At 64.7% G+C, this 12,499-nt stretch carries 16 protein-coding genes; 10 read left to right on the top strand and 6 right to left on the bottom strand.

What is annotated here, in order from left to right; all coding sequences use genetic code 11:
- Positions 1–5: 5 nt before the first annotated feature.
- Together GH663_RS15310 and GH663_RS15305 are read left to right on the top strand one after the other, a co-directional pair.
- Positions 6–1,727, top strand: coding sequence for a nitroreductase family protein (locus tag GH663_RS15310; protein WP_153132579.1), 1,722 nt, complete (start codon positions 6–8; stop codon positions 1,725–1,727).
- The gene (locus GH663_RS15305; RefSeq protein ID WP_153132578.1) at positions 1,724–2,164 is read left to right on the top strand and encodes an ankyrin repeat domain-containing protein; all 441 of its coding nucleotides are present in this window, start codon (positions 1,724–1,726) and stop codon (positions 2,162–2,164) included. Before GH663_RS15310 ends, GH663_RS15305 begins: the two co-directional genes overlap by 4 nt.
- A gap of 61 nt (positions 2,165–2,225) precedes the next feature.
- On the opposite strand, the gene GH663_RS15300 is transcribed toward GH663_RS15305, so the two are convergent.
- On the bottom strand, positions 2,226–2,465 hold the full coding sequence (locus GH663_RS15300; protein WP_153132577.1) for a hypothetical protein: 240 nt from the start codon (positions 2,463–2,465) through the stop codon (positions 2,226–2,228).
- 70 nt (positions 2,466–2,535) lie between these two features.
- The gene (gene crcB / locus GH663_RS15295; protein ID WP_066882833.1) at positions 2,536–2,943 is read right to left on the bottom strand and encodes a fluoride efflux transporter CrcB; all 408 of its coding nucleotides are present in this window, start codon (positions 2,941–2,943) and stop codon (positions 2,536–2,538) included.
- Positions 2,944–3,011: 68 nt separating this feature from the next.
- Between crcB and GH663_RS15290 the strand changes: the two genes are divergently transcribed.
- The 7 genes from GH663_RS15290 to GH663_RS15260 all read left to right on the top strand — a co-directional run bounded on the left by GH663_RS15290 (position 3,012) and on the right by GH663_RS15260 (position 9,644).
- Entirely contained in the window at positions 3,012–4,811 is a 1,800-nt protein-coding gene (locus GH663_RS15290; RefSeq protein ID WP_153132576.1) for a glutamine--tRNA ligase/YqeY domain fusion protein, read from the top strand.
- A complete protein-coding gene (locus GH663_RS15285) occupies positions 4,811–5,395 on the top strand; it encodes a DUF924 family protein (RefSeq protein WP_153132575.1) in 585 nt (194 codons plus the stop codon). The genes GH663_RS15290 and GH663_RS15285 overlap by 1 nt, the downstream gene beginning before the upstream one ends.
- A gap of 67 nt (positions 5,396–5,462) precedes the next feature.
- Positions 5,463–6,584: an Eco57I restriction-modification methylase domain-containing protein gene (locus GH663_RS15280; protein WP_211371174.1), complete on the top strand. Its 1,122-nt coding sequence runs from the start codon at positions 5,463–5,465 to the stop codon at positions 6,582–6,584.
- On the top strand, positions 6,581–7,393 hold the full coding sequence (gene pyrF, locus GH663_RS15275; protein ID WP_153132573.1) for an orotidine-5'-phosphate decarboxylase: 813 nt from the start codon (positions 6,581–6,583) through the stop codon (positions 7,391–7,393). The genes GH663_RS15280 and pyrF overlap by 4 nt, the downstream gene beginning before the upstream one ends.
- 11 nt (positions 7,394–7,404) lie before the next feature.
- Positions 7,405–8,262, top strand: coding sequence for a KPN_02809 family neutral zinc metallopeptidase (gene ypfJ, locus GH663_RS15270; protein ID WP_066882838.1), 858 nt, complete (start codon positions 7,405–7,407; stop codon positions 8,260–8,262).
- A gap of 6 nt (positions 8,263–8,268) precedes the next feature.
- Positions 8,269–8,829 carry a protein disulfide oxidoreductase gene (locus tag GH663_RS15265; RefSeq protein WP_153132572.1) on the top strand — a complete coding sequence of 187 codons (561 nt, stop codon included), beginning with the start codon at positions 8,269–8,271 and terminating at the stop codon, positions 8,827–8,829.
- Complete coding sequence (locus tag GH663_RS15260; protein WP_153132571.1) at positions 8,826–9,644, top strand: peptidoglycan DD-metalloendopeptidase family protein; 819 nt, start codon at positions 8,826–8,828, stop codon at positions 9,642–9,644. Before GH663_RS15265 ends, GH663_RS15260 begins: the two co-directional genes overlap by 4 nt.
- Before the next feature lie 47 nt (positions 9,645–9,691).
- Here GH663_RS15260 and GH663_RS21385 read toward each other — a convergent pair whose 3' ends face one another.
- Positions 9,692–9,817, bottom strand: a complete 126-nt coding sequence (locus GH663_RS21385; RefSeq protein ID WP_276203676.1) for a hypothetical protein — start codon at positions 9,815–9,817, stop codon at positions 9,692–9,694.
- Between the two features lie 66 nt (positions 9,818–9,883).
- Between GH663_RS21385 and GH663_RS15255 the strand changes: the two genes are divergently transcribed.
- Positions 9,884–10,207: a hypothetical protein gene (locus tag GH663_RS15255; protein WP_153132570.1), complete on the top strand. Its 324-nt coding sequence runs from the start codon at positions 9,884–9,886 to the stop codon at positions 10,205–10,207.
- Here the strand turns inward: GH663_RS15255 and GH663_RS15250 are convergent.
- The 3 genes from GH663_RS15250 to GH663_RS15240 form a co-directional block, all read right to left on the bottom strand.
- Entirely contained in the window at positions 10,204–10,551 is a 348-nt protein-coding gene (locus tag GH663_RS15250) for a RidA family protein (RefSeq protein WP_153132569.1), read from the bottom strand. The genes GH663_RS15255 and GH663_RS15250 overlap by 4 nt on opposite strands.
- Before the next feature lie 261 nt (positions 10,552–10,812).
- The gene (locus GH663_RS15245) at positions 10,813–11,226 is read right to left on the bottom strand and encodes a type 2 periplasmic-binding domain-containing protein (protein ID WP_153132568.1); all 414 of its coding nucleotides are present in this window, start codon (positions 11,224–11,226) and stop codon (positions 10,813–10,815) included.
- 10 nt (positions 11,227–11,236) lie between these two features.
- Positions 11,237–12,499, bottom strand: coding sequence for a hypothetical protein (locus tag GH663_RS15240; protein ID WP_153132567.1), 1,263 nt, complete (start codon positions 12,497–12,499; stop codon positions 11,237–11,239).

The raw sequence follows: 12,499 nt of genomic DNA, 5'->3' as shown, positions 1-12,499 counted from the left end.
CTTCGATGTCGGATACCCCACAAAACCCGCCGCCCGACGCCGCCGTCGTCCGCGCCTACCACGCCCGCACCAAGCACCGCTTCGAAGCCTATGCCGAAGGCCCCGGCCAGCTCGACTGGGACGCCCAGCCGTCCCCCTTCCGCCACTACGCCGGCGCCCCGCAACTTGAACTGCCGCTCAGTGCCGACCAGTTCGAGCGGCCCTACGGTCGACTGCCGGAAAGGCCTGAAAACCCGGTCGCCGCCGACCTGAACAGCCTGGGCGCCGTGCTCGAACTGGCCTTCGGAATCTCGGCCTGGAAAAGCTGGGGACCGAGCCGCTGGGCGCTGCGCTGCAATCCGTCGTCCGGCAACCTGCACCCGGTCGAAGCCTATGTCCTGGCCGCCCATCTGCCCGGCCTGGCCGACGGCGTGCATCACTACGATCCGGAAAATCATGTTCTCGAAGGGCGCGCCCTGCGCCCGGATGATGCCGGCGCCGCCTGGCTGGCCGTCGGCCTGTCCAGCGTCATGTGGCGCGAAGCGTGGAAATATGGCGAACGCGCCTTCCGCTACTGCCAGCTCGATGTCGGCCATGCCGTCGCTGCCCTCTCCTATGCCGCCGCGCTGCTCGGCTGGGAAGTCGAAGTACTGGCCGTGCCGAACGCGACGCTGGCCCATTGCTTCGGCCTCGACCGCCTCGACGACTTCCCGGATTCGCGCTACGCCTTTACCGAAGACGAGGAACCGGAAATCCTGCTCGCCCTGCGCGCCCCCGGCCTCGCCTCGCCGCCGGCCGGCGAACTGCTGTCCGCCTGGCTGGCCGGCGCCACCTGGCACGGCCGGCCGAGCCGCATCGACCCGGCGCCCGGCTACCGCTGGCCGGCCATCGACCAGGTCGCCCAGGCCAGCCGAGTCGTCTCCGTCGAGGGGATTTCCGGTGCGCTGCCGCCCAAGGGGACTTCCTGCGGGGCGCGGTCGACATCCGAAAAAGGCCAATTTCCCGCCCTGCCGCCGCTCGCCCCGCACCCCAGCCCGGCCGGCGCCGCCGAGATCATCCGCCAGCGCCGCAGCGGCCAGCGCTTCGACCCGAAGTACAGCCTGCCCAAAGCCGCCTTCTACCGCATGCTCGACGCCGTGCTGCCCCGGCCGCAGGTGCCATTCACAGCACAGGAAAACCCGCCGCAAATCCACCTGCTGCTTTTCGTGCTGCGCGTCGATGGCCTGCCCGGCGGGCTCTACCTGCTGCCGCGCAGCCCGACGGCTGCCGTCGAACTGCCGGCGGCGCTCGGCCAGGTCGACCAGCGCTTTGCCGAACGCCGCCCGGTCGCCAGCTTCGATGCCGATTGCCCGGCCCACCTCGGCCTAGTCCAACTCTGCCCATTGGGCCTACCGGAATTGCAAGGGCTGGCCCGCGCACTGTCCTGCCATCAGGACATCGCGGCGACCAGCGCCTTCTCGCTCGGCATGCTCGGCGACTTTGAGGCCGCCACGGCGGACGGCTACGGCTACCGCAGCCTGCTGCGCGAAGCCGGCCTGGTCGGCCAGGTGCTCTATCTGGAGGCGGAAGCGGCCGGCGTCCGCGGCACCGGCATCGGCTGCTTTTTCGACGACCCGGTGCACCAGGCTTTCGGTCTGAACGGCAACCGCTGGCAAAGCGTTTATCACTTCACGGTCGGCACGCCGATCACCGACGCCCGTATCGAAACCGGCCCCCCCTACCCCCAACGCCAAAAGGATTCCGCATGAGCCCGCAACTCGCCGCCTTTCTCGCCGACCACGGCTTTGCGCCGGACAATCTCTCCGCCCCGCAAGCCGACGGCCGCTTCACGCCGCTGATGCGCGCCGCCAAGGAAGGCCGCCTCGATATCGTCGAGGAACTGCTGGCGGCCGGCGTCGATATCGCCGTCACCAACGCCGACGGCTGTAACGCGCTGTGGCTGGCCTGCTACAACGGCAGCCACGCGTTGATCGAACGCCTGATCGCCGCCGGCATCGACCTCGATCGGCAAAACGGCAACGGGGCCAGCTGCCTGATGTACGTCGCGTCGAACAGCAAGCCGGATCTGGTCAAGCTGCTGCTGGAAAAAGGCGCCAATCCGCGCCTGAAGAATTTCGACGACTTTTCGGCGCTCGACCTGGCCGCCTCGGTCGCCTGCCTGAAATTGCTGCGCCAGGCAGCCTGACAGCGCCGCCATGAAAAAAGCCACCGCGCGGGTGGCTCTGCATGGCCGGGCGAACAACAGTCTAGTGCTTGGCCTTGGCGCCCATCCATTGGGCGGCCTTGCCATCACTGGTCTTTTCGCAGACGACATCGACGCCGGAAATCGCCGCCTTGGCGCCGACATCGAAGAACTTGCCATGGTCGCCCGAGTAGCACTGCGGGGCCGGCTTGGCCGGGGTAGCGGCGGCCTGCGGCGCCGGGGCCTGGCTGGCACAGGCAGTCAGGGTCAGGGCAGTGGCGGCGGCAAGAATCAGGGAACGCATGGCAATCTCCATCAATGATCAAATTGGAGACGGCATTCTCTTAAGCTTTTATTGCAGTTTGATTGCAGCCTCAGGACCAGATGCGGGTCGCGCCCACCGCCAGCAGGCCGAGATAGGTCGCCGTCAGCGAGCCGAGCAGATGCACGGAGGCGAGGCCGATCGCCAAAGCCGGCTGGCCGGCCAGCAGGCGCTCGACGACCTCGGCCGAAAAGGTCGAGAAAGTGGTCAGGCCGCCGAGAAAGCCGGTAATCGCGAACAGCTTCAAGGCCAGCGGAAAATGCGTATTGAGGTGGAAGATGCCGACGGCGACGCCGATCAGGTAACCGCCGATGACGTTGGCGGCGAGCGTACCGAGCGGCAAGGCGATGAACAGCGGGTTCAGCGCCAGCCCGAGCAGCCAGCGCAACCAGGCGCCGAGAGCGGCGCCGGTGCCGATGGCGAGAAAATTGAGCGCGGTGAGGTTATGCAGGGCGGTCATGGGGGAATTGTAGCGGTTTGCCGGCCGGCCCCGGTTAAAATAGCGTGATTGAAATCAGAGGTTTCACCGTGAGCAGCCCCAACAAACCTGAAGTCGCCCCCGCCGCCAATTTCATCCGCAACATCGTCGAAGCCGACCTCGCCGCCGGCAAGCATGCCCAGCGCCACTGGGCCGGCCAGCCCGGCACCGCCGCCGATCACGCCGCCGCCCCGCTCGACGCCGCCAAGCTGCGCACCCGCTTCCCGCCCGAGCCGAACGGCTACCTGCACTTCGGCCACGCCAAGTCCATCCTGCTCAACTTCGGCCTCGCCCAGCAGTACGGCGGCCGCTGCCACCTGCGTTTCGACGACACCAATCCGGAGAAGGAAGACCAGGAATACGTCGACTCGATCATCGATGCCGTCAAGTGGCTCGGCTGCTCCTGGGAGAAGGACGGCGAAAGCAACCTCTACTACGCCTCCAACTACTTCGACTGGATGCTGCAATGCGCCGAAGCGCTGATCAGCGCCGGCCACGCCTACGTCGATAGCCAGTCGGCCGACGAAATGCGCGCCAACCGCGGCACGCTGACCCAGCCCGGCAAGAACTCTCCCTTCCGCGACCGTTCCGTCGCCGAGAACATCGATCTCTTCAAGCGCATGCAGGCCGGCGAGTTCGCCGACGGTCAACACATCCTGCGCGCCAAAATCGACATGGCGGCCCCCAACATCAACCTGCGCGACCCGGCCATCTACCGCATCCGCCACGCGACGCACCACAACACCGGCGACAAGTACTGCGTGTATCCGATGTACACCTTCGCCCACCCGATCGAAGATGCGCTGGAAAACATCACGCATTCGATCTGCACGCTGGAATTCGAGGATCAGCGGCCGTTCTACGACTGGCTGCTCGAACGCCTGGCCGAAGCCGGCCTACTCCAGCGCCCGCTGCCGCAGCAGATCGAGTTCTCACGCCTCAATCTGACCTACGTGGTTTTGAGCAAACGCAAGCTGATCCAGCTCGTCGATGAGAAGCACGTCGACGGCTGGGACGACCCGCGTATGCCGACCCTGGTCGGCGCCCGCCGGCGTGGCTACTCGGCCGACGGCTTCCGCCTGTTCATGGAGCGCGTTGGCGTTACCAAGAACGACTCGCTGATCGACTACGTGCTGTTCGAAGATGCCATGCGCGAAGTGATGAATGAGTCCGATCTGCGCCGCATCGCCGTGCTCGACCCGGTCAAGCTGATCATCGACAACTACCCGGAAGGCCAGGTCGAGGAGTGCTTCGCCCCCAACCACCCGCTGCACCCGGAACTCGGCCAGCGTTCGATCCCGTTCAGCCGCGAACTGTGGATCGAGGGCGAGGACTTCATGGAAGTGCCGAGCAAGGGCTTCCGCCGCCTGTTCCCGGGCAACATGGCCCGCTTGCGCTACGGCTACGTCGTCGAATGCACCGGCTGCGACAAGGACGCCGACGGGAAGGTTATCGCGGTGCACTGCAATTATTTGCCCGAAACCAAATCCGGCACGCCGGGCGCCGACAGCGTCAAGGTCAAGGGCAACCTGCACTGGGTCTCCGCCGCTCACGCCTACCAGGCAGAGATCCGCCTGTTTGAACGCTTGTTCAAGGTGCCCGCCCCTGGCGCCCGCCGCGAAGGCGATGCGCCGGAACAGGAGCGCGACTTCCTCGACGACCTGAATCCGGAATCAAAGCAGACCATCGTCGCCCAGCTCGAACCCTGCCTGAAGGATGCCAAGCCGGAAGAGCGCTTCCAGTTTGAACGCCACGGCTATTTCATCGCCGACCGGATCGATTCGAAGGACGGCCAGCCGGTCTTCAACCGTGCCGTCACGCTGAAGGACTCCTGGGGCAAGGCCGCCTGATGGCTCTGGCTGCAGCGGCCGACATCCTGGCTTTCTGGTTCGGCCAGCCGGGCGAAGCCGGCCACGGCCAACCGCGCGCCGCCTGGTTTCGCAAGGATGCCGCCTTCGACGCCGAGATTCGCCGCCAATTTCTGGCGACGGTCGAGGCCGCGCTGGCCGGCCAGTTGGCCGACTGGGCGAACTCGCCGCAAGGCCTGCTCGCCTTGCTCATCCTGCTCGACCAGTTTCCGCGCAACCTCTTTCGCGGCGAGGCCCAGGCTTTCGCCGGCGATGCGCAGGCCCGGCAACTGGCCGAACGAGCCCTCGACCAGGGCTGGGACAAGGGCCTGAGCGCCGTCGAAAAGCTGTTCATCTACCTGCCTTTCGAGCACAGCGAAGCGCTCGCCGACCAGCAGCGTTCGCTGGCGCTGTTCACCGCGCTGGCTGCCGAACACGCCGGCTGCGAAGGCTATCTCGACTACGCGCAGCGCCATTACGACGTGATCGCCCGCTTCGGGCGCTTCCCGCACCGCAACGCGGCCCTCGGCCGCCCTTCCACCCCCGAAGAGACGATTTACCTCGCTCAGCCGGGCAGCGGCTTTTAACTCCGTGTCGGCCCGTAACGTCGCACAGCTCGGCCAGGTCTTCACGCCGCCCAAGGTGGTGGATTTCATGCTCGACCTCTGCCAGAACCGGGGCCGGGTGCTGGAACCCTCGGCCGGTGACGGCGCGTTTTTCCGCACCCTGCGCGAACGCCAGGTGAACTGCGTCGGCATCGAGATCGACCGCCGCGTCGCGCCGGAAGGCGCCGAAATCCGCGACTTCTTCGATTACCCGCTCAGCGAGCAGTTCGACAGCATCGTCGGCAACCCGCCCTACGTCCGCTTTCAGGATGTCGCGGTGGACACCCGGAAAAAGCTGAAATCCGACCTCTTCGATGGGCGCAGCAACCTCTTCCTGTTCTTCATCGAGAAGTGCGTCCGCCACCTGAAGCCGGGTGGCGAACTGGTCTTCATCGTACCGCGCGAATTCATCAAGCTGACCGCCGCCAAGAAGCTGAACGCCTGGCTGCACGAACAGGGCAGCATCACGCATTTCTACGAAACCGGCGATACCCGCGTTTTCGACGAACACACGCCGAACTGCGCCATCTTCCGCTTCGAAAAGGGCCGGCTGGACCGCCAGATGGCCGATGGCCGGCGCTTCACCGAGGTCGACGGACAGCTGATGTTCCTGCGCGATGACTACGGCGTCCGCTTTGCCGACGTGTTCACGGTCAAGGTCGGCGCCGTCTCCGGGGCCGACCACATCTTCGCCCACGCCAAGGGCAACATGGAATTCGTCTGCTCGAAAACGGTCGAAACCGGAGCGACGCGGCGCATGCTCTACGGCATCAAGCACCCGCATCTCGACAAGCACAAGGCCGAACTGCTCGGCCGCCGGGTTCGAGCTTTCGACGAAAGCAACTGGTGGCAGTGGGGCAGAGCCTTCCCGATCAACCTGCACCCGCGCATCTACGTCAATGGCCGGACGCGCAAGCCCGAACCGTTCTTCCTGCACGACTGCAACAGTTTCGACGGCGCCATCCTCGCCCTGTTCACCCGCAACCAGCGCATGCAGCGCCGCGAACTGATCGAATGCACGATGATGCTGAACAAGGAAGTCGACTGGCAGGAACTCGGCTTCGTCTGCGACGGCCGTTTCCTGTTCACCCAGCGCAGCCTGCAGACCTGCCTGTTGCCCGACAAGTTTTCCCGCTATTTACCGTCTGATTTGAAAAAGGACGCCGCATGACCTTCACCCAAATGCTCGCCGCTGCCTGGCAGAAAAACAACTCCCTGCTCTGCGTCGGCCTCGACCCCGACCCGGCCAAGTTCCCCGCCCACCTCAAGGGCCGCGACGACGCCATCTTCGAGTTCTGCGCCGCCATCGTCGATGCGACGGCCGATCTCGTCTGTTCCTTCAAGCCGCAGATTGCCTACTTCGCCGCCCGCCGTGCCGAAGACCAGCTCGAAGCGCTGATCGCCCACATCCACGAAAAACACCCGGGCATCCCGGTTATTCTCGACGCCAAGCGCGGCGACATCGGCTCCACCGCCGAACAGTACGCCGTCGAAGCCTTCGGCCGCTTCCAGGCCGATGCCGTCACGGTCAACCCCTACATGGGCCGCGATTCGGTCGATCCCTACCTGGCCTACCCGGACAAGGGCGTCATCCTGCTCTGCCGGACCTCGAACGCCGGCGGCTCCGACCTGCAGTTTCTCGATGTCGGCGGCGAAAAGCTCTACGAGCGCGTCGCCGGCCTGTCGGCCAGAACCTGGAACAGCACCGGCCAGATCAGCCTGGTGGTCGGCGCCACCTTCCCGGCCGAGATTGCCCGCGTGCGCGAAATCGTCGGCGACATGCCGCTGCTCGTCCCCGGCATCGGCGCCCAGGGCGGCGACATCGAGGCCACCGTCAAGGCCGGACGCACCGCCGACGGTACCGGCTTGATGATCAACTCCTCGCGTGCCATCCTGTATGCCGGCCGGGACGAGAACTTTGCCGCGGCTGCCCGCCAGGCAGCACTTGAAACCCGCGACGCGATCAACCGCTATCGCTAAGGAGTACCGCCATGCGCATCGATGACTACCGGGACAGCGACAACGTCGAAGACCGCCGCGGCGGCGGGGGTGGCATCGGGCGCGGCGGGGTCGGCATCGGCGGCATCATCCTGGCGCTGGTCGTCAGCTATTTCACCGGCATCAACCCGCTGACCCTGCTCGGCTTCATCGAACAAACGCCGCTCGCCCAGCACAGCGCGCCAGCCGCCCACAAGCCGCCGGCCAACGACGAAAGCGCCCGTTTCGTTTCCAAGGTGCTGGCCTCGACCGAAGATGTATGGACCGACACCTTCCGTCAGAACGGCCGCCAGTACGAAGTGCCGAAACTGGTGCTGTTCACCGGCGCCACGCCGACCGCCTGCGGCACCGGCCAGACGGCGATGGGCCCCTTCTACTGCCCCGGCGACCGCAAGGTTTATATCGACCTCGCCTTCTACCGCGAGCTTAAGGAGCGTTTCCATGCGCCCGGCGAATTTGCCCAGGCCTACGTCATCGCCCACGAAGTCGGCCACCACGTCCAGAACCTGCTCGGCATCGCCGAAAAAGTGCATACGACGCAGCAACGTGTCGGCAAGGCCGAAGCCAATGCCCTCTCGGTTCGCATGGAACTGCAGGCCGATTGCCTGGCCGGCGTCTGGGGCAAACGCACCGACACGATGAAGCAGGTGCTCGAACCCGGCGACCTCGAAGCGGCCCTCAATGCCGCCTCAGCCATCGGCGACGACCGGCTGCAACAGCAGGCGCAGGGTCGCATCGTGCCGGAGAGCTTCACCCACGGCAGTTCCGCGCAGCGCGTCCGCTGGTTCAAGAAGGGGTTCGAAAGCGGCGACATGGCCCAGTGCAACACCTTCAAGGCGGCGCAGCTGTAAGCACCGTTGGAACCCGACCCCACCAATCCTCCGGCGACGCTCAAACCGCCCCTCTGGCGCCGCTGGCTGGTCGAAGGCCTGCTCCTGCTTGGCATCGCTATCGCCATCAATGTCGCTGTCCAGCTCTGGCAGGGTCGCGCCACGCCGCGTGGCCCAGCACCGCAGTTCGCCGGTCAACGCCTCGACGGCACGCCTTTCGACCTCGCCGCCTGGCGCGCCCAACATCCCGGGCGGGCTGTACTGCTCTATTTCTGGGCCGACTGGTGCGCCATCTGCCAGACGACAGCCGGCAATGTCACGGCCATTGCCGAAGACTGGCCGGTAACCAGCATTGCCATCCAGTCCGGGCCGGCCGGGCAAGTGGCGAGGATCATGGCCGAAGCCGGCTACAACTGGCCGACGCTGCCTGACCCCAAGGCCGCCATCCATCGCCAGTACGGCCTGCCGGGCGTACCGGCCTTCATCGTCATCAACCCGGCCGGCGAGGTCGCTTTCGTCACCCTCGGCTACACCTCGGAACTCGCGCTGCGCCTGCGTTTGTGGTGGGCCAGCCGCGTCGCCCGATGAAACTGCTTAGAGTCCTGTTCTTCCTTGGCATCCTCGGCCACCTGGGAACTGCCGTCGCCCTGCCTAGGCACGCCCCGGTGCCCGGCGGCATCGCCGTCATCGACCTCGGCCCGGCCAGCCAGCCGGCGCCCAGCGCCCGCCTGGGCGAACAGCCGCTGGCCGTAGTCAAAGACCAGGGCCGCTGGTATGCGCTGCTCGGCATCCCGCTCGACACGCTGCCCGGCGAAATGGAAATTGCCGTTTCCGGCGGGTCGACCGCCGGCATCAGAACCGTCAGCATCGGCATCAAGAATTACCCGGAACAGCGCCTGACCATCAAGGACAAGCGCAAGGTCGAGCCCAATCCGGATGACCTCGCCCGCATCGAGCGCGAAAAGGCAGTCACCGAAGCGGTCAAGCGCCACTTCAGCAGCCATGCCCCGGCCACCGATTTTCTGCTGCCGGCGAGCGGCCCGCTCTCCTCACGCTTCGGCCTGCGCCGCATCTTCAACGGCCAGCCGCGCAACCCGCATGCCGGACTTGATGTTGCGGTCGGCACCGGTGCGCCGATCCGGACACCGGCCGATGGCATCGTCGCCAACACCGGCGACTATTTCTTCAATGGCAACACCGTCTTCATCGACCACGGCCAGGGCCTGATCAGCGCCTACATGCACCTCTCGCGCATCGACGTCCGCCCGGGGCAACCGGTGAAAAAGGGCGAACAGCTTGGCGCCGTCGGCGCCACCGGCCGCGTCACCGGCCCGCACCTGCACTGGGCGGTCATCCTCAACAACACGCCGGTCGATCCCGAACTCTTCCTGGCCCGGCCGTAAACGGAGAAAAGGCAGCCGCAGCTGCCTTTTCCCGGCACGCAGCGAATTCAGACCTTCGGCTTCGAAGGCGTACTCATCTGTTTTTCGTCTTTCGCCTTGTCGCCACAGGCAATGGCACTCAGGCTGCCCAAGGCAAAGACGGCAGCAATCACGGCTGACAGCAGTTTCTTCATCACGAATCTCCTTCGGGTTGAACTGGACGTTTGATCTATTGGCGCCAACATGGTTCATTACGGCCCATGTCCGAGCAGATCATATACCTCCACCGCAGCGCCCCGACGAAACCCGCCGCCGGTCAGCCCTGCAACGGCTGCGGCGTCTGCTGTGCGCTGGAAACCTGCCCGGCGGCCCGCCTCCGTTTTTGGCAAAAACGAGGCCCTTGCCCGGCCCTTGAATGGTCGGCCGAGCACGCCCGCTACCACTGCGGCCTGCTCGTCCGGCCCGCTCATTACTTCGGCTGGCTGCCAGCCGCCGGCGAAGCTCTGACCGGCAAACTGATCAAACGCTGGATCGCCGCCGGCGAAGGCTGCGACTGCAGCGCCGAAAGCGCCACTCCCGATTAAGCGAGGGCGGCGGTCAACACCATTTCGACGCGATATTCCGGCTTGGCCAGCCGCGCCTGCAGACAGGCGCGCGCCGGCGCACAACCGGGCGGCAACCAGGCATCCCACACCGCATTCATCGCGTCGTAGTCGGCCATGTCGCTGAGGTAGATGGTCACCATCAGCAAGCGGGATTTGTCGCTGCCGGCCTGGGCCAGCAAGCGCTCGACACTGGCCAGCAAATTGGCCGTCTGGGCGGCGGCATCGCCGTCGAGATTGGCGGCGACTTCGACAAGGTAAACGGTGCCGTTATGGACAACGCTATCGGAAAAACGGCCGGTCGTGCCGTGGCGCTGAATCTGCATCAGGAATCCTCAAAACGTGAAGCCCATGCGTTTCGGGCATGGGCTTCGGTTACTGCACCAAGACACATTAGGCCAAGGTTTTCGGCTTTTCGCCGTTACGGAGTACTACACGGTAATCTCAAGATTTTTTCCATCGACAACTGCCATAGAATCTCCTGCAACGCAGCGGGTACTGCCACTTCTTGCTGGGCTTGCTGCTAACCTCAGCACGGGTTCAGCTTACCACTCTGAAGAAAAAATACTAGCCAAATCATTTGACCATTAACGCTTGAAAACGACGTTCGCCCCCTTCGGCACTTTGGATTGCGGCACGTACGCAACGGCCCCCGGCGTACTCCCGACGAAGCGCAATATTTCCTCGACGCTGGCCATTTCACGCGGCGGCGTTCCCTTGCCGACATAGCGACGAACCAGCCAGTAACCGGTGTATTGCTCCTCGTTCTGCTCCAGGTAAGCCTCTAGAAACTGCTGGCGCAACGGGTTGCCGGGCGGCAGATTGATCGGCACCGCTGGCTGGTCGGCAATCGACAAAATGCGCCCGGTGTACAGGCGCTGCACGGTCGCCAAATCGGTTTTCGGCAAACTGCCATGCGCGATGATGACAAGCGCTTCCTGAGCTTGCCCCGAGAACGGGACAAGCAGCACCAGCAGCAGAAATAGCAGGTTCCTGCGCATGATCACCCTCTCAGAAAGTGAAGTTATAGGAGAGGGAGAAAATATTGAAACGCATGTCGCCGCTGTTGCCGCCGGACGGTGCATCGACGAAATTGGACGCTACTCCAGTCTGGGTATGCGCCCACTCGGCCTTGAAGATGCTGCGCGGCGTAAGGCGGAACGAGGTGCCGAGCGCGCCGGTCCATTGGTCATAGGGCGACACGATATCGGCCTGCATTTTCTGGTAGTTGTACAGCGTACTGCCGCGCCGGTTGCGCTCGGCCGAAGCGTCGATGTCCTGGTACAGATCCAGGGCGCCACCGCTTGATTTGGTCTTGGCGTAATAGACATAAGGCGTCCACGCGCCGATCCGCTTCGAGACGGCCAGGTAGGCGCCCCAGCGGGTCAGGCCCTCGCTGGCGCTATCGACCTTCATGCGCGCATATTCGGCCGTCACCTTGACCTCGGCCGGCAGGCTGATACTGGCCGCCATCGTCTGCACGGGAATGCGCAGGTTATCGACCTTGCTGCCACTCAACATGTCGTAGAAACCGAAACTCGGTGTCACCTGCCGATAGGGAATCTCGCTTTGGGACTGTGCTCCGACGCGCGATGCATTGACCTCGTGGATGCCGACCCGAAAGGTATTGCCGATGTCGCGGGCAGTCAGGACCAGGCCGGAACTGGCGACATCGAGGGGAACGAACCAGCTGCCCGGCGTCGGATTGCCGTCCCGGATCTCCCGGCCGTAATAACGCCAATACGGGTCGGCGCGACCGGTATAGGCCTCGAGATTCCACTCCATCGTTTCCGCCAGCCAGCTCTTGCTGACACTGACGCCCCAAACGTCGGTCATCGGGGATATGGAATAGACCTCCTGCGGCAGGCGGGCCAGATCGAAGGTGGCGCCGACATCGAGATTTTCGGTATTGAGCATCAGCGGCAGACGAATCTTGCCGAGCCGGATCAGCCAGTCATCGCTTGGCCGCCACGAGACAAAGGCCCAGGTCAACGCGGCCTGCCAACGCGACTCGTAATGATCGGACGGCGCCAGACGGGCCTGGACCGTCGCCCCCCAATGCTGATCGAACTTGACGTCCATCTGCCCGCCGAGAACGCTGTCGCGCTTGATGGTGCCGCTATCGTTGATGAAGCGCTGGTAGTTCCGCGACTCGTCCGATTCGACGTAACCAAGGGTGCCAAAGCCAGACCAGTTGAAATCGACTGCCTGCACCGGCTGTGCGAAAGCCACCAGAAACGGCAGCACGCCGGTCAGCAATGATCGATGATTCAT

The sequence above is a fragment of the Dechloromonas hortensis genome, from assembly GCF_009469765.1.
GTDB classification, from domain to species: domain Bacteria; phylum Pseudomonadota; class Gammaproteobacteria; order Burkholderiales; family Rhodocyclaceae; genus Azonexus; species Azonexus hortensis.
This window is presented reverse-complemented; position numbering and strand designations above follow the sequence as displayed.